This window comes from Microbacterium sp. LKL04, from assembly GCF_900102005.1.
Classification (GTDB): Bacteria; Actinomycetota; Actinomycetes; order Actinomycetales; family Microbacteriaceae; genus Microbacterium.
Window position 1 is genome coordinate 2,303,978 of record NZ_LT627736.1, and the last position, 20,778, is coordinate 2,324,755.

Sequence of the window (20,778 nt, forward strand, 5' to 3'; positions counted from 1 at the left end):
GCGATTTAATCACCTGATCAGGGGCATTCCTTCGACGAAGTGTCATCAAGCCTGAGAATCGCCACCCACCACGCCAAGCGGGATCCCACCATTCATCAGTGCCAACAACTCGGATAAGCCCTCACCCAGTGTCATCTTGAACGAGAAGTCACATCCATTGTGACTTCTCGCGCGGGATCACCGCGGGATCCATACGCGCATCGTCGAGGGCCCGCGGTTGCCCCACTCTCGATAGGGAATGAGGCGCACTCGCGTCTCTTCGACCACCGGATCGACCGCGTCGCCATATGGCCATGAGGCTTCCTCGGACGCGCGAACGCCGACTCGGAGCAGGATCTCGCCGCCCCGCACATCCAGTTCCGGGTCGCCGACGACGACGGCTCGATCCACGTCGGCACCGAGGTCGATCGACTCGAGGGCGTAGACCACCGGACCCCGTTCGACCGCGATGGACCCCCGGACGGCGTCGATGAGCGGGTGGGGATGCGTCACACGGGGCGCCATGGGCAGCGTCAGGACAACCTCTTCACCGACGGCGAAGGAACGCCGCACGCTGACAGTCCCGGGCTCGGCGGTTCGAGTGCCATCCGCATCGGAGATCGTCGCCCCGACCGCCCACGCCGGCACGCGCAGAGTGAGCGACCACGGCCCGCCGGTCGACTCCGTGATGACGAGGCGGATGTCGCCTGCATCCGGGTAGGACGTCTCGACGCGCACGCCGACCGTCACCCCGGGCCGGAGTATCGTGCGGATCTCGGAACCGGCGTACTGGTGCACCTGGATACCGTCGTCGTCCGCCGTGGCGAGGTAGGCGCCGAGGGCGGCGAACGTCCGCGCGACATTAGGTGGGCAGCAGGACACGTCGAACCACGGTGCGCGCGACGACGAGGATGCCCTCGGGGACGTCGACTCCGGATCGGCGGGCTCGCCCGGCACACGCTGGTGGAGAGTGTTGGCGTAGAAGAACGACGTGCCGTCCTGCCCCACCGCCGTCGCCACGACGTTGTAGAGAGTGCGCTCGATGAGGTCAGCGTGTTCCGGAGACCCGTCGGACAGCAACAGTCTCCACGAGAGCATCATCGAGGAGACCCCGGCGCACGTTTCCGAGTACGCGCGGTCGGAGGGCAGCTCCCAGTCCTGCCCGAAAGCCTCGTCCTGGTGGTGAGATCCCTGACCGCCCGTGAGGTACGTACGGCGGGCGATGGCGTGCGAGGTCTGACGCCGGACGGCATCCAGCAGATCCGCATCGCCTCGTTCGACAGCGACGTCGACGGCACCGGCGGCGAGATAGTTGGCGCGCACCGCGTGGCCGCGAAGGGAGTCGGCCTCGCGTACCGGAACGTCGTCCTGGAAGTAGACCCTGCCCCATTCGATGTCGGCGAGCGTGCCGTGGCCGCGACGCTCGACGAACAGGGCCGCCTGATCGATGTATCCGGGCTCGCCCAATGCTCTGCCGAGCTCGGCCAGGCCGGCCTCGATCTCCGCGTGCCCGCACACCCGCTCGATGCCCCCCTCGCCGAACGTGCGGCAGACGAGGTCCGCAGCACGACGCGCGACACCGATGAGCCCGTCGTCTGCGTCGGGCCGCGTGCGGTGACGGGCGACCGCCGCTTGGAAGAGGTGACCGAGGCAGTACAGTTCGTGGCCCCACTCGAGGTCGGACCAGCGCGGAGCTTGGCCGGGGCGGCCGAACATGGTGTTGACGTAGCCGTCCGGCTCCTGGGCGGCGGCGACCCGTGCGACGACGGCGCGGAAGTTCTCCTCTGATCGCTCGTCGGGCTCGCGGCCGAGCTCCCATGCGAGCGCCTCCAGGTACTTGAAGACCTCCGAGTCGGAGAACTCTCGTCCGCGGCGCCCCTCGGGAAGGTCACCCGCAGCGGCCAGATCGAAGTTCCCGAGCCAGCCTTCGGACTCGAGCCGCGCCCGGATGTGGGGAATGGTCGCTGCGGCGTTGCGCCTCTGACGCTCGGCCCAGAAGCCGTCGGTCAGCCGGACCTCGCTGAGGCCGAGCGGACGGAATCGACCTCTTGAGGGATCGGCCGGCGCAATGGGTCGGGAAACAGCGGTGTCGACGATCGGAGTGGTCATGGTCATCCCTTGAAAGCGCCGGACATGAAGCCGCGGACGTAATGACGTTGAAGGATCAGGAAGAGAAGGATGCAGGGCAGCGCCAGCACGACGACCCCCGCCTCCGTCGCGCCGTAGTCGACGACGCCCTGGACCTGGCCCCGCAGGTTGGCGACCGCGAGAGGCAGCGTCATCCGCGCGGAGTCGTTGATGAGAATGAGCGGCGCGAAGAAGTCGTTCCACGCGGTGAGGAAGGCGAACAACCCGACGGTGATCAATCCCGGCTTGACGGCGGGGATCAGCACGCGCCACAGCGCGCTGAATGCGGAGCACCCATCGACCATGGCGGCCTCGTCGAATTCCTTGGGGACCGATTCGAACGACACTCGCATCATGAACATCGAGAACGGCAACTGGAACATGGTGATCACCAGGGCCACCCCGACGAGCGAGTTCTGCAGGCCGACGGCGTTCAGCAGGACGTAGAGCGGGATCAACAGCGTCGCGTACGGCACCATCAAGATCGCGAGCACCAGGAGGAACAGCACGTTCTTGCCCGGGAAATCGAATCGGGCGAACGCGTACCCGCCGGTCAGTGACAGCAGCAGCGTCAGCGCCACCGTCAAGATCGATACGAACAGGGAGTTGCCGAGGTAGACCCAGATCCCCGCCTGATAGTCGGCGAGGGCGAGGTAGTTGCCGAAGCCCCAGCCCTCCGTCTGGCTCGTACCCGCACGGGGGCCCACCGATGACACCGCCGTCCAGATGAGCGGGTACAAGAAGATGATGGCGAGGGCTGTCGTGAAGACGGCATAGGGGATGCCGAGGACGAGGCGCTGTGCGCGGGAGCGACGCCGTCGCGGCGAGTCGGGGGTCGACCCCGGGGCTACGAGGGTGCGCGTGGCGGTCATGGTCATCGGAGGTCAGCTCTCGTCGGGGCGGCGGAAGGCACGCAGCTGGAAGAAGTTGATGACGATCAGAGCGAGCAGCACGAGCACCGAGAGCGCTCCGGCCACTCCGAGGTTGTTCTGCCCTTGGAACGCGACGCTGTAGATGAGCTGCACGATCGTGACCGTGCTGTTGTCGGGCCCGCCCTTGGTGAGGATGTAGAACTGCTCGAACGCGAGCAGGGAGCCGGTCACGCACATGACGGTGGTGAGCGCGAAGGTCGGCCGCAGAAGCGGCACGGTGATGTCGCGGAAGGTCTGCCAGCGCGAGGCACCGTCGATCCGCGCGGCCTCGTACACCTCGTCGGGGATTCCCTGCAGGCCCACCAGCATGAGCAGCATGTAGAAGCCCGCGTACCGCCACACGATGAGGAAGACGGTCGACCAGAGCGCACCCTCGGGCGTACCCAGGAACGTGATGCCCCAGGCATCCATCAGATCGGCGAAGGGCCCAGCGAGAGGCGAGTACAGGACGTAGAAGAGCAGCGACGCGGACGCGAGGCCCAGGGCGGAAGGGACGAGGAAGGCCGTGCGGAGCAGCCCCTTCCAGCGCGTGCTCTCCTGCACGAGCAGGGCGAGTCCGAGGCCGAGACCGATCAGCAGGACCGTCGTGATGACGGTGTAGAGCAGCGTGAACCGGATCGAATCCCAGAACAACCGGTGATCGACGGCATCGACGTAGTTCTCGGGGAGGTTCAGCCCGCGGTTGCCACCCAGGAGCGGCCAGTCCGAGCCCGACATCTGGAGGACGAGCAACAGCGGGATGACGAACAGGAAGACGACGAACAGCGCCGTGGGAGCAGCGAAGCCCCAGCCCTGTGCCGGCCCGCCGAGGGGGCGACGCGCCCGCCGGCGGGCGGGAGCGGGAGGTGCGGTGACGACCATGTCGACCTTTCGTGGAGGGGATGCCGGCGGGAGCCGCGCGGTCGGCGCGGCCCCCGCCGAGGATCACTGCTGCAGGATGGCGGTGATCTCTTCGTTGTCGGCGTCGACCGTGTCCCCGTCGCCGAGGACGGCGTTGCGGACGAGCGTCAGCCACGGGCTGCCCGGGGCGTTGAAGGCCTGCTGGAAGTTCAGCGCGACGGGGGTGTCACCCTGACCCGCGACCTCGTTGATGGTCACCAGTCGCGGGTCCGCCTCGGAGTACTCGTTCGACGCGAAGTCCGCTCGTGAGACGACGTCCTTGTTCTTGGCGAGGACACCGACCTGAGCGTCCTCGGACATGAGCCAGTTGAGGAAGTTCCACGCCTGGGGCGACTGCTTCGAGTCCTTCGAGATGCCGATGCCGTCACCACCGACGAAGGTCGAGGCGCCGCCGTCGGGACCGGCGATACCCGCCACGCCCGCGTCGAAGGGCGTGGAGGACAGAAGCGTGGCGGGGTAGTACATGAGCCCGACCTTGCCTTCGGTGAATCCCGCCGTCCAGGTCGGCCCGGCCTCATCCTGGGAGCTGGGCAGAACGGCGCCCGAGTCCCACAGGTCCTTCCAGGTCGAGTAGACCTCCTTGGCGGTGTCGCTGGCGAGCAACGACTCCATGCCATCGGCACTCAGCACGTCCTCGCCATCGGCCCACACCGTGGGGAACCACGTGAAGACGAGGCATCCGCCGCAGTTCAGCCCGGTAGCCGTGCCGTAGACGTCCGGCTTGTCGAGGGCCTGGATCGCCTTGGCCGCCTCGGCGAACTCTTCGAGGTTCGCCGGCGCCTTCTCCGGGTCGAGTCCGGCCTCCTCGAACAGCTCCTTGTTCCAGAACAGCATGGAGAGGTCGAGGACGAACGGGAGCACGTGCTCCTTGTCGTCGACCGTGCCGGCACTCAGGTGCCCCTTGTTGATCTCATCCTTGAAGTCGAGGCCGTCGATCTGCGCGCTGATGTCTTGGAACAAACCCTGCTCGACCCAGTTCGGAACGTAGACGATGTCCGCAGCGAAGAGGTCCGGGAGCCCGTTCGAACCGGCAGCGGCCCCCACCTTGGCGACGTAGTCGTCGTTGGGCACGACCGTCAGCTCGACCTGGTTCTCATGCGTGTCGTTGTAGGCCTCGACGAGGAGCTTCGCCTGCTTCTCGAGCGGTGCGCGCGTCCACAAGGTGAGAGTGGAGCCGTCGTCCACGCCTTCGGCGGGGATGTCGGCAGGCGCCGCCCCCGTCGTGTTCCCGCCACCTGCGCAGGCGGCCAGCGAACCGGCCAGGAGCCCGGCAGTGATCAGTGCAGTGAAAGTCCGCCGTCGGGACCGGCGAGGGATGGTGGTCATTGCGAGTCCTCTTACTCTCCGTCGAGTGAGCGTGTGGGTGATCACACGGCCCTGGTGCTGCGGATCTCGAAACTATCGAAACCCATTTCGGGACACTAGCGCCGGTTGTTCGCTAGGGTCAATAATGGATTCCGAAATCTTTTCGAAAGGTAGGTCCGTGTCGCTCGACGAAGTCGGTTCTCGCATGGCCACTCTGGGCGATGTCGCTCGCGCCGCCGGAGTGTCACTCGCCACCGCATCGAAGGCGATGAACAACCGCAGTGACGTGGCGGCGAGCACGCGACGGCGGGTACTCAAGGCGGCGGACGAGCTCGCCTTCACACCGAACCCGATGGCCAAGGGGCTCTTCGCGGGCCGAACCGGCACCGTGGGGCTGCTGACGAGCGACCTCGACGGACGCTTCATGCTCCCGATCCTCATGGGCGCCGAAGACGCCTTCGGAGCTGGGCAGGTGAATGTCTTCCTATGCGATGCCCGCGGAGATGCCATTCGCGAGCAGCATCACCTTCGCGCCCTCCTGAGCAGACGAGTCGACGGGATCATCGTGGTCGGCCGTCAGACCGACCCGCGCCCCTCGCTCGGTCAAGAGATCCCCGTCCCGGTCGTCTACGCATATGCGCCCTCCGACGACGATCGCGACCTGTCCCTCACTCCCGACAACCGCGCCGGCGGCCGCTTGGCGATCGAGCACCTGCTCGCGTGCGGGCGCTCACGGATCGCGCACGTCTCCGGCGACCCCACCTACGCCGCCGCTCGCGAGCGGCTCGAAGGCGCACGCACCGCACTCGCGGACGCGGGACTCGATTTCGTCGGCGAACCCCTCTCCGGCGATTGGTCCGAGCACTGGGGAAGGGATGCCGCGAGCACTCTTCTCACTCGACACCCCGACATCGACGCCATCTTCGCCGCATCCGATCAGATCGCGCGCGGCGTACTCGATACGGCGCGCGACCTCGGCAGAACAGTCCCCGACGACCTCGCCGTCATCGGGTACGACAACTGGGAGCTCCTGGCCACCAACTCCCGCCCCGAGCTCACCAGCATCGACGCCAACCTGCAGCAGCTCGGAAGGCGCGCGGCGCAGCACGTCTTCGAAGCGATCGACGGCTCCACGCGAGAGTCCGGCATCCGGAACCTGCCGGTGCGGTTGGTGATCCGAGGGTCGACGGTCGCGCGGCGGTAGCCCCTTCCTACCGACGGGTGGAACGGTGACCTCGCCGCTGACCCGGACCCTACAGCCGGCGAAACCCCTCAGCCCTCGAGTTCCTCCAGCTCTCGGAGCGCCTGCCTCGCACGGCGCAGTCGCTCGACCTCGGGCTCGTCCCACCAGTACGGACCGCGCTCGCCGAGCCCGTGCTTTGCGAGGTCGACCCGCCGGCGAGCCGCTGAAGTGGCATCCGGATCGCCCTTCGCACGGCGCACACCCGACCTGCCGCGCCCGAGATGGGACGTCAGCGCCGCGACGAGGTCAGCGGGCAGGGACGGGTCGGTGCGCCGCCACCGGCGACCGTTGATGACGAGCCAGCGCTCGTCGTCGGAGTCTGAGTCATTCGCCATCGGCAATCCTTTCCGCCAGGCCCGGCCGAGCGTCTGGAATGCTCCCATTCAGCAGCGGGGGCACAACCGACGAGAAGAGTCACGCCGAACGCAGTCAGGACCATCCCACACCCCCGGCGCTCTCATGGGAGTCGAAGCTATCGGTGCCCGCCGCAGCGGCACCACCCGTTCGAGCAATGAGGCGGCCGACCGGATCATCACGACGTGGTGCGGAAGACGAACTCCCGCAGGCGCGGGTCCGCCGGATCACCGTCATGATGCCCCTTCGCCACCGGCAGCCAGCCGAACGGCGCCTCACTCTCGAGCAGACTCGGCACTCTCGCCATCGGAAGGTTCTCGGCGATCCCCACGCTGTCCAGCACGGGGAGGTCGGCCAACGGCGAGACGTCGACGACGTCTGCGCCGACGAGGAGGGCGGGGTTCTCGATGTGGAGGCTGCGTAACGCCCGACATCCGGACAGCGCAGCGACATCTCGACACCGCAGCGTCAGGAGGAGCATCGAATCCAGCTTCTTCGGTGGGTCCTCCCATCGGAAGGCGGCGGTCTGCCGCTTACCCTGCAGTTTCAGATGCGCGAGGGCTGAGCATCCGTCCCCCGCCGTGATGACCTCGCCACCGACCCGGCCGAGGACGAGGTTTTCCAGCCGGGGAAGGCCGACCCACCCGTCCGCGGCGAAGTCGGAGGACTCCGAATGGATGCGGGTCGCCCAGCGGAGGTCCGCCGTGGGCACAGGACGCGCGTGATTCGTCCTGACGATCAACGATCGAACGCTCGTCTCCTCGAGGATCGCCAGCGACGGGGTGACGATCCTGCCGCGCAACTCGATGAAGCGGAGCGCGGGCACTTCCGCGATCCACCGCAGAGAGGATGCCGCGTCCACAGACTCATGGTCGAGGAGGATGCCTTCATGTCCTTCTTCGACCAGCCGGCGGGTGTCGTCGGACGTCACCGGTCCGGTGATCCTGGCGATCCGCGAGAACGTCTCGCCCTCATCGACGAAACTCATGCGGGGGTCACGGCAGGCCCGGAGTCCACGTCGGCTCGGCGCTCGACGCGCCGTCCGCGCTTCCGCTCGCGGTGTACGTCGTCCCGTCGAGGACGAGCTCGACGTCGTAGTCGACGGCACCATCCTCGCCCAGCGTCGCCATCTGCGATGGGGACAGGCGGGAGAAGAGCGTGAGGTCGCCGGGTTGGTCGCATGCCCAGTCCGGGATGGCGAGTTGGAGGTCGACGCCCCCTCCCTCGCCGCGGAGCGCGATCGTCGCCGCCACGGCGGTGAGCGGAGAGGTCACGTCACGGAGGTGGAGCTGCACGGAACCGCCCTCTCCGTCCGGACTCGCCGTGACGTCGAGCGAGCTCGTGGCCGGCACGTCGAACGTAGTCGTGGTCGTCCACCTCACGTAGGCCTGAGACGACCCGACCGTGCCGCCGATCGGCAGACCGGGGCCGCTCCCGGCTTGGAGCCACAGGGCGTACGTGTCGGCCTCCGAGCGGTTCGCGACCTTCCACCACCCCCTCCCGAGGTCGGTGATCTCCGGCTCGGACAGATCCGGGCCGCAGCCGACGACGTCGCCGCCCCGCTGCTCGGCGAACAGCATCCATCCGTCCTGCCGCACGAAGACGTACAGGTCGTCCCCGGTGATGGCGGGCACGTCATCGGGCATGCCCGCGTACCCGGCCTCCTCGGGCAGGGATTCGAGCCGCAGCTCCGTGTCGGCGGTCCGGACGATGAGGTCGTCAAGGGCGGGAAAGCCCGCGACCTCCGTCGCTACCGGGGAGGGCACTCCGTCCGGCGCATCGTCCAAGTTCTTCGGCCCCGTGGAGATGCAGCCCGAGAGCGCGATCGTTCCGACGAGGAGCGCCGCGACAGCAGCAACGCTCCGCACAGCGAGATTCAGCATGGTCGTTCCCCCGGTCCTCCGCTCACCGTACGCCCTCGTCGCATCTGTCACCGAGGGAATCGATGGCTGTGGCGCACACGTTTCCGTGCTCGCAGGAATGCCGGCGCGCGGCATCCGTTGTATTCAGGTGCATGGCATCGGCCGCGAGAGTCACGGCGCCAGGCCCTGCGAGAAGAGGGAAATGCAATGGCACGGTTCGACGGCAAGACGGCTCTGGTCACCGGCGGCGGCAGCGGCATCGGAGCGGAGATCGCCCGCAAGCTCGCCGCTGAGGGCGCATCGGTGGTCGTCACCGACATCAAGCTCGAGGCGGCTGAGTCCGTCGTGAGGCAGATCACGGATGCCGGGGGCACCGCGTCCGCGTTCGCTCAGAACACGGCGAAATGGCAGGACTCCGAGGCGGCCGTCCGCTACGCGCAGGACACCTACGGCGCCCTGCACCTCGCGGTCAACAACGCCGGGATCGGCGCCGCGCCGCAGAACATCGGTGACTACGACATCGAGGCGTGGGACCGGGTGCGCGCCGTCGACCTCGACGGCGTCTTCTACGGGCTGCGCTTCCAGCTGCCCGCGATGGTGGCCGCCGGCGGCGGTGCGGTCGTCAACATGGCCTCCGTGCTCGGCTCGGTCGGCATCGCGCAGAACGCGGCCTATGTCGCCAGCAAGCACGCCCTCGTCGGCCTCACGAAGGTGGCGGCCCTCGAATACACCGCCCAGGGCGTTCGCACGAACGCGGTCGGTCCCGGCTTCATCGACACCCCGCTCGTGCGCGCGAGCCTCTCGAGCGATGCACTGTCGGCTCTCGAGAAGGAGCATGCGGCGGGACGGCTCGGAACGGATGCCGAGGTCGCAGCGCTCACGCTGTTCCTCCTGAGCGACGACGCGTCATTCATCTCGGGCAGCTACCACCTGGTCGACGGCGGCTACTCCGCCCACTGACGCCACATCACCACCGCGGACGTCGTCCGCCGAGCAGCGCTCGCGGCCGTCAGGCCGTGGGCGCTGTCTCGATGTGCGCGACCGAACGGACCTCGAGGTACCCGCAGAGCTCGGCGGCCGTACCCAGCTCGGCGACGAGTGCGGCAGTCTCCTCCGCCGAGAGGGCGACCTCGTCGAGCTGCGGTTCGAACACGACGCGCCAGCGCGCGTCGCCTCCCATCGGAGGCCGGACGTAGACCGTCGTCGACGCGTTCCGCAGCGGCACGACGACGAGCCCGCCGTCATCACCCCAGGAGTCGTCCTGGATGACGACCTTGATGAGGTCTCCGTCTTCACGCGCGGCGACGAACTCGTCCAGCCAGAGCTGCAAGGTTTCGCGACTGCGGTACGGCATGTGTTCGTCTTCCCGGCGCGGCGGCGTGCCGGTGGCCCCGGCGGGACGACGTCGTGCTCTGTCGCGAGGGTAACACCCCTAGGTGACACCGCCCCGCCGGTTTCTGGACTCAGTCCTGCAGGGTCTCGATATCGATGACGAACCGGTAGCGGACGTCGGAGCGGAGCACGCGCTCGTAGGCCTCGTTGATCTCGCCCGCACCGATCAGTTCGGTCTCGGGGGCGATGCCGTGCTCGGCGCAGAAGTCGAGCATCTCCTGCGTCTCGGCGATCGACCCGATGTTGGAGCCGGCGAACGAGCGACGGTTGCCGAAGAGGGTGAACACCCGCAGCGACAGCGGTTCGGAAGGCGCGCCGACGTTGACCATCGTGCCGTCCAGGCGCAGCAGACGCAGGTAGGACTCGAGCTTCAGCGGCGCGCTGACCGTGTTGATGATGAGGTCGAACGTGTTGGCGAGGGCCGTGAACGTCGAGGCGTCGCTCGTGGCGTAGTAGTGCGTCGCGCCGAACCGCTTGCCGTCCTCCTGCTTCGACAGGCTCTGCGACAGCACCGTGACCTCGGCGCCCATGGCGACGGCGATCTTGACGGCGAGGTGTCCGAGTCCGCCCATGCCGACGACGGCGACCTTCGAGCCGGGGCCGACCTTCCAGTGCGCGAGCGGCGAGTACGTGGTGATGCCTGCGCACAGCAGCGGCGCGACCGACTCGTACGGAAGCGCCTCGGGGATGCGCAGGACGAAGTCCTGGTCGACGACGACGTGCGTCGAATAGCCGCCCTGGGTGATCGTGCCGTCGCGGTCGACGGACCCGTACGTCTGCGTGTTGCCGTTCAGGCAGTAGTTCTCCATGCCGGCGAGGCAGTTCTCGCACTCGCGGCACGAGTTCACCATGCACCCGACGCCGACCCGGTCGCCCACGGCGAAGCCGGTGACATCGGAGCCGACCTCGACGACCTCGCCGGCGATCTCGTGACCGACGACCTGCGGGTAGGTCACCGGACCCCAGTCGCCGCGGACGAGGTGGATGTCGGAGTGGCAGATCCCGGCGTAGCGGATCGCGATCAGGACGTCGCGGGGTCCGGTCTCACGGCGTTCGATCGTCGTGCGCACGAGCGGTTCGGTCGCGGACGGCGCAGCGTAAGCGGCGACAGTAGGCATGGGGGTCTCCTTGCAGATCGATGGACGGATGCCTCGGGTCGGGGCATCCCCCACGCGAAACGCTACGCGCGCTCGCTGATGAGTATCGTCGGAGTGGACCGCGCACAGAAGCCCGGAGGCTCTCATGTCGACACTCTCGCCCACCCCCGTCATCCTGGGCGCGTCCCGCCTCGGCGATCGCCCCGACCCGGAGGCGTTGGCGGACGCGCTCATCCGCTCCTCTCTCGGCTACGTCGACACGAGCAACAACTACACGGGCGGAAAGAGCGAGCAGCTGCTCGGCGATGCGATCCGACGCGCGGGCGGTCTTCCGTCGCACACCGCCGTGTACTCGAAGGCGGACAGCGACCCGGCATCGGGCGCCTTCGACGGCGAGCGCGTCAAGCGATCGCTCGACGAGTCGCTGACGCGCCTCGGACTCGACCGGCTGCCGCTCTACCAGCTGCACGACCCGTACACGATCTCCTTCGCGGAGGCCATGGCACCCGGCGGGGCCGTGCCCGCTCTGCTCGAACTCAGGGAGCAGGGCGTCATCGGGGCGATCGGCATAGCCTCGGGCACGCTGTCGCAGGTGCGCGAATACGTCGACACCAGCGTCTTCGACGTCGTCCTCTCGCACAACCGGTACACGCTCGTCAGCCGGACGGCCGAGTCCCTCTTCCGCGCCGCGCGCGAGCACGGCATGACCGTCCTCAACGCCGCGCCGTTCGGCGGCGGGACGCTCGCGAACGGCGACGACACATTCGGGTACCGACCGATGCCCGACGATTTCGCCGCGCACCTCGGCCGCGTTCGGGATCTCGCCCGCGAGCACGGCGTCGACCTCGCCGCGGCCGCCCTGCACTTCTCGATGCGCAGCCCGCTGGTCGACGCGACGGTCGTGGGGATCACCTCGACGGCCCGCCTCGATGCTCTCGCGCCGCTCATCGAGGCCGAGATCCCCGCGGAGTTCTACGACGCGGTCGAGGCTCTGGGCGCTCCGCCCGCGGGCGTCGAGGACTGACCTCCGGTCAGTTGCGACCGAACCCGTCGAGGTCGGGGTCCCAGTACGCTTCCGGGCCCTCGTCGTACACGGGTTCGGCGGAGCCGGAATCGCCACGCGGATAATGCGGGTGGCGCCGCAGCTGCGCGGCGGCGAAGGAGAAGTCCGGCTCCTCACGCTCCCAATCGGTCGCGACCGACAGGACGTCGTTGCCGACGCCGATGACGAGGGATGCCTCGCCGATCTCGCCGTTCTTCTCGAAGACGATGGGGATCGTGACCGCGTCGGCGCGTCCCACCTCGGCGACGGCTGCGGTCAGGGTGACGAGAGCCTCCGCCACGTCATCGGTCGTGACCACGGTCTCGCCGGCGTAGGTGATGCATCTCATGTGACCACTATGGGTGGCGAGCCCGGTTTCGACCGACCAGTTGCTTTCGGCGCCCGAGCCAGGTACGGCGAGTGCGTCAGGGCTCCTCGACGACGACGGGGTCGACACCGTCGACGGCATCCGACATCCGACGCAGGAAGTCGACGACGTGTTCCTGCGCCTCAGGACTCATCCCGACAGCGACGTCGTACATGAGCCCGTGCATGCGGCCGAGGGTCTCGCGCACTTCCTCGTTCGCGTGCGTCGTCGCCTTCACGAAGATGCTTCGCCGATCCGCCGGATTCGCCAGCCGTTCGATCCGGCCGGTCTTCTCGAGCCGGTCGAGCATCGTCGTGATCGAGGCCGACGTCACCCCGAGGTACTTCACGAGCTCGGCGGGACGAGCGGAGTGGCCGGGCTGGCGGAGCAGGTAGCGCAGGGCGAGCAGCTCGTTCTCACCCATGGACATCGAGTCCCGCGTACGCCGACGCATCGCGGACTCGGCAGCACGGTACGTGCGGAGGGCCTCGAGGACGCGGCGGGCACGTTCGCGCTGGCCGGGCGACTCGTCGTACCAGTACCCGGCCGTCGCTGGCGGCTCCTCGCTGGTCTGCGCGTCGACGTCCGCCACATTCACTCCCCGGTAATGACGCCGTTCACGGCGATCTCGTCGAGAATAGGTGATGAGAGAGGGTGCAGGGATGCCTGTGGCCACGTGTCCGCCGATCCGCTACCCTCCTCGCGACCCGGGGGAGGAGTCCCGATGCCGTTCCGCAGTAAAGAAACCCTCGAGACGTGGGTGTCCGAGTTCCACGACGCCCGGGGCGCGGGCGACCGCATCAAGGTGATCGTCCAGGACGGATCCGACGGATCCGACACGGGGCTCGTCATCGTCCCCCTCGAGAATGCGACCGTTGCGATCTCCATGGAGCCCGTGCAGATCGGCGAGGCCTCGTGGCGCGTGACGTTCGAACCGCAGCCCGACACGACGATCCTCAACAGCCACCAGCTCCACGGCATGGCCGCCGAGCTCGCCGTCGCCGCAGAGTTGTGCTCCTACCTCGAAGCCCGCTCCGTCGGGCACGAGGAGTGACCCCCGGCATCCGTTCTCACATCGCGACCTCTTCGTTTGAGAGGAAGAGGTAACCAAAGCGGTCGATCCCCGTGCGGTCGGGGGAAACACCCGCCCTTTAGCGTCGAGCCTCACACCCGGCTCCACGACTGAAAGGCACTGCGATGACGTACGTCAAGCCCACCGAACTCGTCCAGACCGTGATCGACGCCGGCGCGTCGAAGGTCATGCTCTCGACCCGTGACACCCTCATCCGCTCGATCATGGGCGGCGCGATCCTCACTCTGGCGGCCGCCTTCGCCGTCACGATCAGCGTCACCACCGGCAGTCCGCTCCTCGGCGCCGTGCTGTTCCCCATCGGCTTCGTCATGCTCTACCTGCTGGGCTACGACCTGCTGACGGGCGTCTTCGTGCTGGCCCCGCTGGCGTGGCTCGACAAGCGCCCGGGCGTCACGCTCGGCGGCATCCTCCGCAACTGGGGACTCGTGTTCCTCGGCAACTTCATCGGCGCGTTCGCGATCGCGGTGCTCATGGCGATCGTCTTCACCAATGGGTTCTCCACCCCGCCGAACGAGGTCGGTCAGGCGATCGGGCACATCGGCGAAGGCCGCACCGTCGGCTACGCCGAGCACGGGGCGAACGGCATGCTGACGCTCTTCGTCCGCGCCGTCCTCTGCAACGCGATGGTCGCCACCGGGGTCGTCCTCGCGATGGTCTCGAAAGACGTCATCGGCAAGATCGTCGCGATGTGGATGCCGATCATGCTCTTCTTCTTCATGGGCTTCGAGCACTCGATCGTCAACATGTTCCTGTTCCCCTCGGGCCTGCTCCTCGGCGGCGACTTCACGATCGGCGACTACCTGATCTGGAACGAGATCCCGACGGTGCTCGGCAACCTCGTCGGCGGCCTGCTGTTCGTCGGACTTCCGCTGTACTTCACGTACGGCCGCCCCTCGGCTCCGCGTCGCGTGCGGGCCTCGCGCCGCGAGACCGCCGCCCGCGCCGCCACGGCGGACGCTCCCGTCGCCGCTCGGTGATCGCCGTGGCCCGCCCCGTAAAGAGCCCGCAACACGACGGGACCCCGGCTGCAACGTCGCCCGCATACGGTCACGACATGAGCTCCACCGGCCCCACCCCGCCCCACGTGGTCGTGGTGGGTGCCGGGATGGTCGCCCACCGGTTCGTCGAGAGCCTGCTCAGCCGCACCGACGACGCGTGGCGGGTCACCGTGATCGGCGAGGAGGGGCGGCACCCCTACGACCGGGTCGGCCTCACTTCCTTCTTCGCCGGTGCGTCCGCCGACGACCTCGAGCTCGACGCGGCTCCCCTGGCGGACGAGCGCGTGCGCTTCCTCCGCGGCACGACGGTCACGCGGATCGATCGCAGCCAGGCCGAGGTCGTCACCGACCGCGGCGAGCGCATCGGCTACGACCGGCTCGTCCTCGCGACCGGCTCGTACGCCGCGCGGCTCGCCGTGGACGGCTACGACCACGACGGATGCTTCGTCTACCGCACCCTCGACGACGTCGAGGCACTGGAGCGCTTCGTCGAGCGCCGATCCGCCGAGCTCGGTCGCCGCCTCGTGGGCACCGTCATCGGCGGCGGACTCCTCGGCCTCGAGGCGGCCGGCGCCCTGCAGGGACTCGACGTCGACTGCACCGTCGTGCAGTCCTCGGACCGGCTCATGTCGGCGCAGCTCGACCTGCCCTCCGGCGACGCCCTGCGGCGTCTCATCGAGCAGCGTGGGATCGGCGTGCGGACCTCCGCACTCACGACGCGACTCGACGCCGACCGCACCGGCCAGGTCGTGGGGCTCGAGTTCCGCGACGGCACGTGGGAGCGCACCGACGTCGTCGTCTTCACCGTGGGTGTCCGTCCTCGCGACGAGCTCGCGCGGACGGCGGGCCTGACCGTCGACCCGCGCGGCGGGGTCGTCATCGACGCCGCCTGCGACACCTCCGACCCGCGCATCCTCGCGATCGGCGAGGTCGCGAGCTTCGGCGGGCAGTGCGTCGGTCTCGTCGCCCCCGGGTACGCCATGGCCGAGGTCGCCGCCGCGCGGCTGCTCGGACTCGAGGCATCTTTCGCGGGCTTCGACGTGTCGACCAAGCTCAAGCTCTCGGGTGTCGACGTCGCGAGCTTCGGCGACGCGTTCGCCGAGACGCCCGGCGCGCTCGACGTCGTCTACGCCGACCCCGTCGCCGGCGTCTACAAGAAGCTCGTCGTCTCTGACGACGCGAAGACCCTGCTCGGCGGCATCCTCGTCGGCGACGCGTCGGCCTACGGCTCGCTCCGCCCTCTCGTCGGCGGCGCGCTGGGCGGCGACCCGGTCGCGTACCTCATGCCGCAGGACGGCGTCGCCGCCCCGACCGGCGAGCTGCCGGACGAGGCGCTCGTGTGCTCCTGCAACAGTGTCACGGCCGGCGGCATCCGCTCGGCCGTCCACGACGAGGGCTGCACCGACGTGAAGGGCATCAAGGCCTGCACGAAGGCCGGCGCCGCCTGCGGATCGTGCGTCGGCATGATCACGAAGCTCCTCGGTAGCGAGCTCGCGAAGACGGGCGCCGCCCTCAGCACGTCGCTCTGCGAGCACTTCGCGATGTCGCGCCGGCAGCTCTTCGACGCCGTGCGCGTCTCGGGGCTGTCGACCTTCAGCGCGGTCATCGACCGCTTCGGCACCGGACGCGGCTGCGACATCTGCAAGCCGGTGCTCGCCAGCATCCTGTCGACCCTCACCGGCCGCCACGTGCTCGACGGCGAGAACGCGACGCTGCAGGACACGAACGACCACGTCATGGCGAACATGCAGAAGGACGGCAGCTACTCGGTCGTCCCCCGCATCGCCGGCGGCGAGATCACTCCCGAAGGCCTCGTCGTGATCGGGCAGGTGGCGCAGGACTTCGGGCTGTACACGAAGATCACCGGCGGCCAGCGCATCGACATGTTCGGCGCCCGCCTCGAGCAGCTGCCCGAGATCTGGAAGCGCCTCGTCGACGCGGGCTTCGAGTCGGGCCACGCGTACGGCAAATCCCTGCGCACCGTGAAGTCGTGCGTCGGCTCGACCTGGTGCCGCTACGGCGTGCAGGACGCGGTCGGCATGGCCGTGCAGCTGGAGCTCCGCTACCGGGGCCTGCGATCGCCGCACAAGATCAAGCTCGGCGTCTCGGGGTGCGCCCGCGAGTGCGCCGAGGCCCGCGGCAAGGACGTCGGCGTCATCGCGACCGAGGCCGGCTGGAACATGTACGTCGGCGGCAACGGCGGCTTCACGCCGCGCCACGCGGTGCTCCTCGCCGAGGGTCTCGACGACGCAGGGCTCCTGCAGGCGATCGACCGCTTCCTCATGTACTACGTCTTCACCGCCGACCGGCTGCAGCGCACGGCCCCGTGGTTCGAAGACCTCGAGGGCGGCATCGACGAGCTGCGCCGCGTGATCTTCGACGACTCGCTCGGAATCTGCACCGACCTGGATGCCGCGATGGCGCGCCACGTCGAGAACTACGAGGACGAGTGGAAGGCGACCCTCGACGACCCCGAGAAGCTCCGCCGGTTCGCCTCGTTCGTCAACGCCCCCACGACGCCCGACCCCTCCCTCGCCTACACGGCGGAGCGCGGGCAGGCCCGCCCGGCGACCGCCGAGGACCGTGACGCCGGCGTGCTCATCGCCGGCACGACGCTGGAGGTGCGGCGATGACGATGGTGACGCATGAGACGGATGCCGCGGCCCCGCCCGCCGGCTGGACGGCGGTGTGCGCGGTGACCGACCTCGAGACCGAGCGCGGCCGTGCCGCCCTCCTCGGCGGCACGCAGGTCGCACTGTTCCTCACCCACGCCGGACGCGTCCACGCGGTGCAGAACCTCGACCCGTACAGCGGAGCCCACGTCATCTCCCGCGGCATCGTCGGCACCCGCGGCGACGTGCCGACGGTCGCATCGCCCATGTACAAGCAGGTCTTCGATCTGCGCACCGGGGCGTGCCTCGAGACGAACGGCAAGGAGCCGCTGGCCCTGCGCGTCTGGCCCGCTGCCGTCGCCGACGGGATCGTCTACCTCCGGGAGGAGCAGCGATGACCGCCATGATCGGGCTGTCCCTCACCGGTCGACGCGTCGTCTTCGTCGGCGGGGGGACCGTCGCCGGCCGGCGAGTGGGACGCTTCCTCGACGAGGGCGCGCTCGTGACCGTCGTCGCGCCCGCGCTCGGTGACGCGATGCGCGAGCTCGTCGACGCGGGACGGGTCACGTGGACCGCCCGCCCGGCCCGCGAGGCCGATGTGGCGGATGCCTGGTTCGTGCACGCGGCGACGGCCCAGGCATCCGTCGACGCGACCGTCGCGGCCTGGTGCGAGTCGGCCCGCGTGTTCTGCGTGAACGCCTCGGACGGCGCCCACGGCACGGCGAGACTCACCGCCGAGACGCGATCGGGGGACGTCATCGTCGGAGTGGCCTCCGACGCCGGCGTCGACCCGCGCCGGTCCGCCCGGCTGCGCGACGCGATCGGGTCAGCCCTCCGCGAGGGGACGCTCCCCCTCCGTCGCCGGCGGAAGGCCGCCGGGCGGGTGGACCTCGTCGGCGGTGGTCCCGGCCCCGCCGACCTCATGACCGTCCGCGGTCGCCGGCTGCTCGCCGAGGCCGACGTCGTCGTCGCCGATCGTCTCGGCCCGACGGACGTGCTGAGCGAGCTCGACCCCGACGTCGAGGTGATCGACGTCGGCAAGGCCCCCGGCAACCACCCGGTGCCGCAGGAGGAGATCAACGCTCTCCTCGTCGCCCACGCGAAGGCAGGCAAGCGCGTCGTGCGTCTGAAGGGCGGCGATCCGTTCGTCTTCGGACGCGGCGGCGAAGAGGTCACCGCGTGCCTGGCCGCAGGCGTGCCCGTCGAGGTCGTGCCGGGGCTGACGAGTGTCGTCTCGGTTCCCCAGGCCGCCGGCATCCCGGTCACCCACCGCGGCACCGCCGCCGGCCTGCACGTCACGATCGGACAGGGACCCGTCACACCCGCCACCCGAGCCGCCCTCGCCGACGCGACGATCACGACCGTGGTGCTCATGGGGGTCGCCGCGCTCCCTAAGCTCGTCGCCGCCGCGCTCGCGGCCGGCGCCCCCGAGGATCGCCCCGTCGCGATCGTCGAGCGCGGCCACACGCCCACGCAGCGGACCACCCGCACGACCCTCGCCGACGCGGTGACGGATGCCGCGGCCGCAGGGGTGAGCAATCCCGCCGTCATCGTGGTGGGCGACGTCGCCGCCGCCGGCCTGCTGCTGCCGGAGCCCGTGGCCGCGGGAACGGGGGATCCGCCCCGGTGACCATCGCCCGCCCCGCCCTCTCCGCCGCGCTCGGCGGCTGCACGATCGTCATCGCCGTCGATCGTCGCTCCGCCGAGCTCGCCTCGGCGCTGGAGCGGCACGGGGCGACGGTGCGCCACGCCCCCGCCCTGACGATCGAGTCGCACATCGACGACGACGCGCTCATCGGAGCGACGCGTGCGCTGATCGACGATCCGCCCGACATCGTGGTCGCCACCACGGGAGTCGGTTTCCGCGGGTGGATGGAAGCCGCCGACGAAGCGGGACTGCAGGGTGCGCTCCACGCGGCGCTCGCGGGCGCGCAGATCGTGGCGCGCGGGCCGAAGGCGCGCGGAGCGATCCAGCAGGCCGGCCTGACCGCCGACTGGGTCGCCGAGTCCGAGACCTCCGAGGAGCTCGGCGCGTTCCTGCTGGCCGAGGGCGTCGCCGGCCGTCGCGTCGCGGTCCAGCACCACGGGTCGGGCGCGGACGGGCTCGACGAGCTGTTCTCGGCCGCGGGTGCCGATGTCGTGAGCCTCACCGTCTACCGCTGGGGACCTCCTCCCGATTCCGCCGCCGTCGCACGGTCGGTCGCCCAGACGGCACAGGGCGATGTCGACGCCGTCCTCTTCACCTCCGCGCCCGGCGCCGCCGAGTGGCTCGCGACGGCGCGACGGGAGGGCGCCCTCGACGCGATCGTGCGCCGGTCGGTCGACGGCACGCTCCTCCTCGCCGCCGTCGGCCCGATCACGGCAGGTCCGCTCGTCGAGGCCGGAGCGGCACCGCTCGTCGCCGAGCGCGGCCGGCTCGGATCCCTCGTGCGAGCCGTCGTCACGCACTTCGGCGGCGGCGGCGCCCCCGCCCTCGAGACCGCAGCCGGGCGGCTGGAGCTTCGCAGCGGCGCTGCTGTCCTGGACGGCGCGCTCCTGCCCCTGTCGCCCACGTCCGCCGCGATCCTCGCCCTCCTCTTCGCCGCCGGGGGCGGTGTCGTCAGCCGAGCCGAACTCGCCGAAGCCCTGCCCCGCTCGGGCGCCGGCGACAGCACCCACGCGGTCGATGTCGCGATCGCGCGCACGCGCGAGGCCCTCGGCATCCCGACCCTCATCCGCACCGTCGTCAAACGCGGCTACCGCCTCGACGTCCTCACCCCGGGAGAGACACCGTGACCCCTGTCCTCATCGCCTGCTCGCACGGGACCAGCTCGCTCGAGGGCCGCGCCGCCATCTCGGCCGTCGTCGAGCAGGTGCGTCTGCTGCTGCCCCACGTCGCCGTGGCGGAGGCGTTCGTCGACGTCCAGCAGCCCGAGATCGACGACGTCGTCCAGGCCACCTCCCCCCGCCCGGCCGTCGTCGTGCCCCTCCTGCTGTCGACCGGGTTCCACACGAAGGTCGACATCGCGCGGGCGGTGACGGATGCCGGTTCCCGCGCCGTCGCGACCGTCGCCCTCGGACCGCATCCGCTCCTCGCCGACCTGCTCGCGGAGCGACTGCGCGATGCCGGCCTCGCCCCCGGCGATGCGGTGGTGCTGGCCGCGGCGGGATCGAGCGACCCTGCGGCATCCGTCGACGTCGCGGAGATGGCGGACCTCTTGCGGGAGCGGATCGACGCCCCCGTCTCGGTCGGCTTCGCCGCGGGCGCCGGCACGAGGATCGCCGACGCCGTCGCCGCGGCTCGGGATGCCGGTGCGATGCGGGTCGTCGCGGCCAGCTACGTCCTCGCGCCGGGGTTCTTCGCCGACGTCATCGCCCGCGCCGGCGCCGATGCGGTGACCGCCCCGCTGGCCCCCGACGCCGCGGTCGCGACCGTGGTCGTCGAGCGCTACCTGGCCGCCGCTGCCTCCGCGCGAGCGACGGCCGCCGCCTGACG

General features: G+C 69.7%; 21 protein-coding genes. 10 read left to right on the forward strand and 11 right to left on the reverse strand.

From position 1 onward, the window contains the following. Positions 1 to 177: 177 nt before the first annotated feature. The 4 genes from BLP38_RS11200 to BLP38_RS11215 all read right to left on the reverse strand — a co-directional run bounded on the left by BLP38_RS11200 (position 178) and on the right by BLP38_RS11215 (position 5,264). Positions 178 to 2,088, reverse strand: a complete 1,911-nt coding sequence (locus tag BLP38_RS11200) for a glycoside hydrolase family 127 protein (protein WP_442922927.1) — start codon at positions 2,086 to 2,088, stop codon at positions 178 to 180. A gap of 2 nt (positions 2,089 to 2,090) precedes the next feature. After that, a complete protein-coding gene (locus BLP38_RS11205) occupies positions 2,091 to 2,978 on the reverse strand; it encodes a carbohydrate ABC transporter permease (RefSeq protein ID WP_331710083.1) in 888 nt (295 codons plus the stop codon). Positions 2,979 to 2,990: 12 nt separating this feature from the next. Then, positions 2,991 to 3,899, reverse strand: coding sequence for a carbohydrate ABC transporter permease (locus BLP38_RS11210; RefSeq protein WP_091357484.1), 909 nt, complete (start codon positions 3,897 to 3,899; stop codon positions 2,991 to 2,993). A gap of 63 nt (positions 3,900 to 3,962) precedes the next feature. Beyond that, positions 3,963 to 5,264, reverse strand: coding sequence for an ABC transporter substrate-binding protein (locus tag BLP38_RS11215; RefSeq protein WP_091357487.1), 1,302 nt, complete (start codon positions 5,262 to 5,264; stop codon positions 3,963 to 3,965). A gap of 184 nt (positions 5,265 to 5,448) precedes the next feature. On the opposite strand from BLP38_RS11215, the gene BLP38_RS11220 reads away from it, so the two are divergent. Beyond that, positions 5,449 to 6,447 carry a LacI family DNA-binding transcriptional regulator gene (locus BLP38_RS11220; RefSeq protein ID WP_442922943.1) on the forward strand — a complete coding sequence of 333 codons (999 nt, stop codon included), beginning with the start codon at positions 5,449 to 5,451 and terminating at the stop codon, positions 6,445 to 6,447. A gap of 68 nt (positions 6,448 to 6,515) precedes the next feature. On the opposite strand, the gene BLP38_RS11225 is transcribed toward BLP38_RS11220, so the two are convergent. The 3 genes from BLP38_RS11225 to BLP38_RS11235 form a co-directional block, all read right to left on the reverse strand. Beyond that, positions 6,516 to 6,821: a biopolymer transporter Tol gene (locus BLP38_RS11225; protein WP_091357492.1), complete on the reverse strand. Its 306-nt coding sequence runs from the start codon at positions 6,819 to 6,821 to the stop codon at positions 6,516 to 6,518. Positions 6,822 to 7,018: 197 nt separating this feature from the next. Continuing rightward, on the reverse strand, positions 7,019 to 7,828 hold the full coding sequence (locus BLP38_RS11230; RefSeq protein ID WP_091357494.1) for a hypothetical protein: 810 nt from the start codon (positions 7,826 to 7,828) through the stop codon (positions 7,019 to 7,021). Positions 7,829 to 7,835: 7 nt separating this feature from the next. Beyond that, entirely contained in the window at positions 7,836 to 8,723 is an 888-nt protein-coding gene (locus BLP38_RS11235; RefSeq protein WP_091357497.1) for a hypothetical protein, read from the reverse strand. A gap of 186 nt (positions 8,724 to 8,909) precedes the next feature. On the opposite strand from BLP38_RS11235, the gene BLP38_RS11240 reads away from it, so the two are divergent. Further along, positions 8,910 to 9,662, forward strand: a complete 753-nt coding sequence (locus BLP38_RS11240; RefSeq protein WP_091357501.1) for an SDR family NAD(P)-dependent oxidoreductase — start codon at positions 8,910 to 8,912, stop codon at positions 9,660 to 9,662. A 49-nt stretch (positions 9,663 to 9,711) separates the two neighbouring features. On the opposite strand, the gene BLP38_RS11245 is transcribed toward BLP38_RS11240, so the two are convergent. Then, positions 9,712 to 10,056, reverse strand: a complete 345-nt coding sequence (locus BLP38_RS11245; RefSeq protein ID WP_091357505.1) for a hypothetical protein — start codon at positions 10,054 to 10,056, stop codon at positions 9,712 to 9,714. Between the two features lie 109 nt (positions 10,057 to 10,165). Beyond that, positions 10,166 to 11,212 carry an NAD(P)-dependent alcohol dehydrogenase gene (locus BLP38_RS11250; protein WP_091357509.1) on the reverse strand — a complete coding sequence of 349 codons (1,047 nt, stop codon included), beginning with the start codon at positions 11,210 to 11,212 and terminating at the stop codon, positions 10,166 to 10,168. A 124-nt stretch (positions 11,213 to 11,336) separates the two neighbouring features. Here BLP38_RS11250 and BLP38_RS11255 point away from each other — a divergent pair, with 124 nt between their 5' ends. Further along, on the forward strand, positions 11,337 to 12,215 hold the full coding sequence (locus BLP38_RS11255; protein ID WP_091357513.1) for an aldo/keto reductase: 879 nt from the start codon (positions 11,337 to 11,339) through the stop codon (positions 12,213 to 12,215). Positions 12,216 to 12,222: 7 nt separating this feature from the next. Here BLP38_RS11255 and BLP38_RS11260 read toward each other — a convergent pair whose 3' ends face one another. Continuing rightward, positions 12,223 to 12,582: a hypothetical protein gene (locus tag BLP38_RS11260; protein WP_091357519.1), complete on the reverse strand. Its 360-nt coding sequence runs from the start codon at positions 12,580 to 12,582 to the stop codon at positions 12,223 to 12,225. A gap of 76 nt (positions 12,583 to 12,658) precedes the next feature. Beyond that, positions 12,659 to 13,192 (reverse strand): MarR family winged helix-turn-helix transcriptional regulator, encoded by a 534-nt coding sequence (locus BLP38_RS11265; RefSeq protein WP_065572297.1) that lies wholly within the window; start codon positions 13,190 to 13,192, stop codon positions 12,659 to 12,661. Between the two features lie 132 nt (positions 13,193 to 13,324). Between BLP38_RS11265 and BLP38_RS11270 the strand changes: the two genes are divergently transcribed. The 7 genes from BLP38_RS11270 (at position 13,325) to BLP38_RS11300 (ending at position 20,776) form a co-directional block, all read left to right on the forward strand. Next, complete coding sequence (locus BLP38_RS11270) at positions 13,325 to 13,654, forward strand: hypothetical protein (RefSeq protein WP_091357523.1); 330 nt, start codon at positions 13,325 to 13,327, stop codon at positions 13,652 to 13,654. 143 nt (positions 13,655 to 13,797) lie between these two features. Next, positions 13,798 to 14,670 carry a formate/nitrite transporter family protein gene (locus BLP38_RS11275; RefSeq protein WP_091357526.1) on the forward strand — a complete coding sequence of 291 codons (873 nt, stop codon included), beginning with the start codon at positions 13,798 to 13,800 and terminating at the stop codon, positions 14,668 to 14,670. 77 nt (positions 14,671 to 14,747) lie between these two features. Beyond that, on the forward strand, positions 14,748 to 17,324 hold the full coding sequence (nirB, locus tag BLP38_RS11280) for a nitrite reductase large subunit NirB (protein ID WP_172824697.1): 2,577 nt from the start codon (positions 14,748 to 14,750) through the stop codon (positions 17,322 to 17,324). Continuing rightward, positions 17,321 to 17,701 (forward strand): nitrite reductase small subunit NirD, encoded by a 381-nt coding sequence (nirD, locus tag BLP38_RS11285; RefSeq protein ID WP_091357533.1) that lies wholly within the window; start codon positions 17,321 to 17,323, stop codon positions 17,699 to 17,701. The genes nirB and nirD overlap by 4 nt, the downstream gene beginning before the upstream one ends. Next, positions 17,698 to 18,933 carry a uroporphyrinogen-III C-methyltransferase gene (gene cobA / locus BLP38_RS11290; RefSeq protein ID WP_091357537.1) on the forward strand — a complete coding sequence of 412 codons (1,236 nt, stop codon included), beginning with the start codon at positions 17,698 to 17,700 and terminating at the stop codon, positions 18,931 to 18,933. The genes nirD and cobA overlap by 4 nt, the downstream gene beginning before the upstream one ends. Next, entirely contained in the window at positions 18,930 to 20,078 is a 1,149-nt protein-coding gene (locus BLP38_RS11295) for a uroporphyrinogen-III synthase (protein ID WP_091357540.1), read from the forward strand. The genes cobA and BLP38_RS11295 overlap by 4 nt, the downstream gene beginning before the upstream one ends. After that, complete coding sequence (locus BLP38_RS11300) at positions 20,075 to 20,776, forward strand: sirohydrochlorin chelatase (RefSeq protein WP_091357544.1); 702 nt, start codon at positions 20,075 to 20,077, stop codon at positions 20,774 to 20,776. Before BLP38_RS11295 ends, BLP38_RS11300 begins: the two co-directional genes overlap by 4 nt. Positions 20,777 to 20,778 lie beyond the last annotated feature (2 nt).

Bases quoted from the DNA above. Each gene is read 5' to 3' on its own strand.
- BLP38_RS11240 (WP_091357501.1), top strand. From the start codon at position 8,910: ATGGCACGGTTCGACGGCAAGACGGCTCTGGTCACCGGCGGCGGCAGC.
- BLP38_RS11220 (WP_442922943.1), top strand. From the start codon at position 5,449: ATGGCCACTCTGGGCGATGTCGCTCGCGCCGCCGGAGTGTCACTCGCC.
- BLP38_RS11205 (WP_331710083.1), bottom strand. From the start codon at position 2,978: ATGACCGCCACGCGCACCCTCGTAGCCCCGGGGTCGACCCCCGACTCG.
- BLP38_RS11200 (WP_442922927.1), bottom strand. From the start codon at position 2,088: ATGACCACTCCGATCGTCGACACCGCTGTTTCCCGACCCATTGCGCCG.
- cobA (WP_091357537.1), top strand. From the start codon at position 17,698: ATGACCGCCATGATCGGGCTGTCCCTCACCGGTCGACGCGTCGTCTTC.
- BLP38_RS11215 (WP_091357487.1), bottom strand. From the start codon at position 5,264: ATGACCACCATCCCTCGCCGGTCCCGACGGCGGACTTTCACTGCACTG.
- BLP38_RS11235 (WP_091357497.1), bottom strand. From the start codon at position 8,723: ATGCTGAATCTCGCTGTGCGGAGCGTTGCTGCTGTCGCGGCGCTCCTC.
- BLP38_RS11270 (WP_091357523.1), top strand. From the start codon at position 13,325: ATGCCGTTCCGCAGTAAAGAAACCCTCGAGACGTGGGTGTCCGAGTTC.
- BLP38_RS11275 (WP_091357526.1), top strand. From the start codon at position 13,798: ATGACGTACGTCAAGCCCACCGAACTCGTCCAGACCGTGATCGACGCC.
- BLP38_RS11210 (WP_091357484.1), bottom strand. From the start codon at position 3,899: ATGGTCGTCACCGCACCTCCCGCTCCCGCCCGCCGGCGGGCGCGTCGC.
- BLP38_RS11250 (WP_091357509.1), bottom strand. From the start codon at position 11,212: ATGCCTACTGTCGCCGCTTACGCTGCGCCGTCCGCGACCGAACCGCTC.
- BLP38_RS11225 (WP_091357492.1), bottom strand. From the start codon at position 6,821: ATGGCGAATGACTCAGACTCCGACGACGAGCGCTGGCTCGTCATCAAC.
- BLP38_RS11245 (WP_091357505.1), bottom strand. From the start codon at position 10,056: ATGCCGTACCGCAGTCGCGAAACCTTGCAGCTCTGGCTGGACGAGTTC.
- nirB (WP_172824697.1), top strand. From the start codon at position 14,748: ATGAGCTCCACCGGCCCCACCCCGCCCCACGTGGTCGTGGTGGGTGCC.
- BLP38_RS11230 (WP_091357494.1), bottom strand. From the start codon at position 7,828: ATGAGTTTCGTCGATGAGGGCGAGACGTTCTCGCGGATCGCCAGGATC.
- BLP38_RS11260 (WP_091357519.1), bottom strand. From the start codon at position 12,582: ATGAGATGCATCACCTACGCCGGCGAGACCGTGGTCACGACCGATGAC.
- nirD (WP_091357533.1), top strand. From the start codon at position 17,321: ATGACGATGGTGACGCATGAGACGGATGCCGCGGCCCCGCCCGCCGGC.
- BLP38_RS11255 (WP_091357513.1), top strand. From the start codon at position 11,337: ATGTCGACACTCTCGCCCACCCCCGTCATCCTGGGCGCGTCCCGCCTC.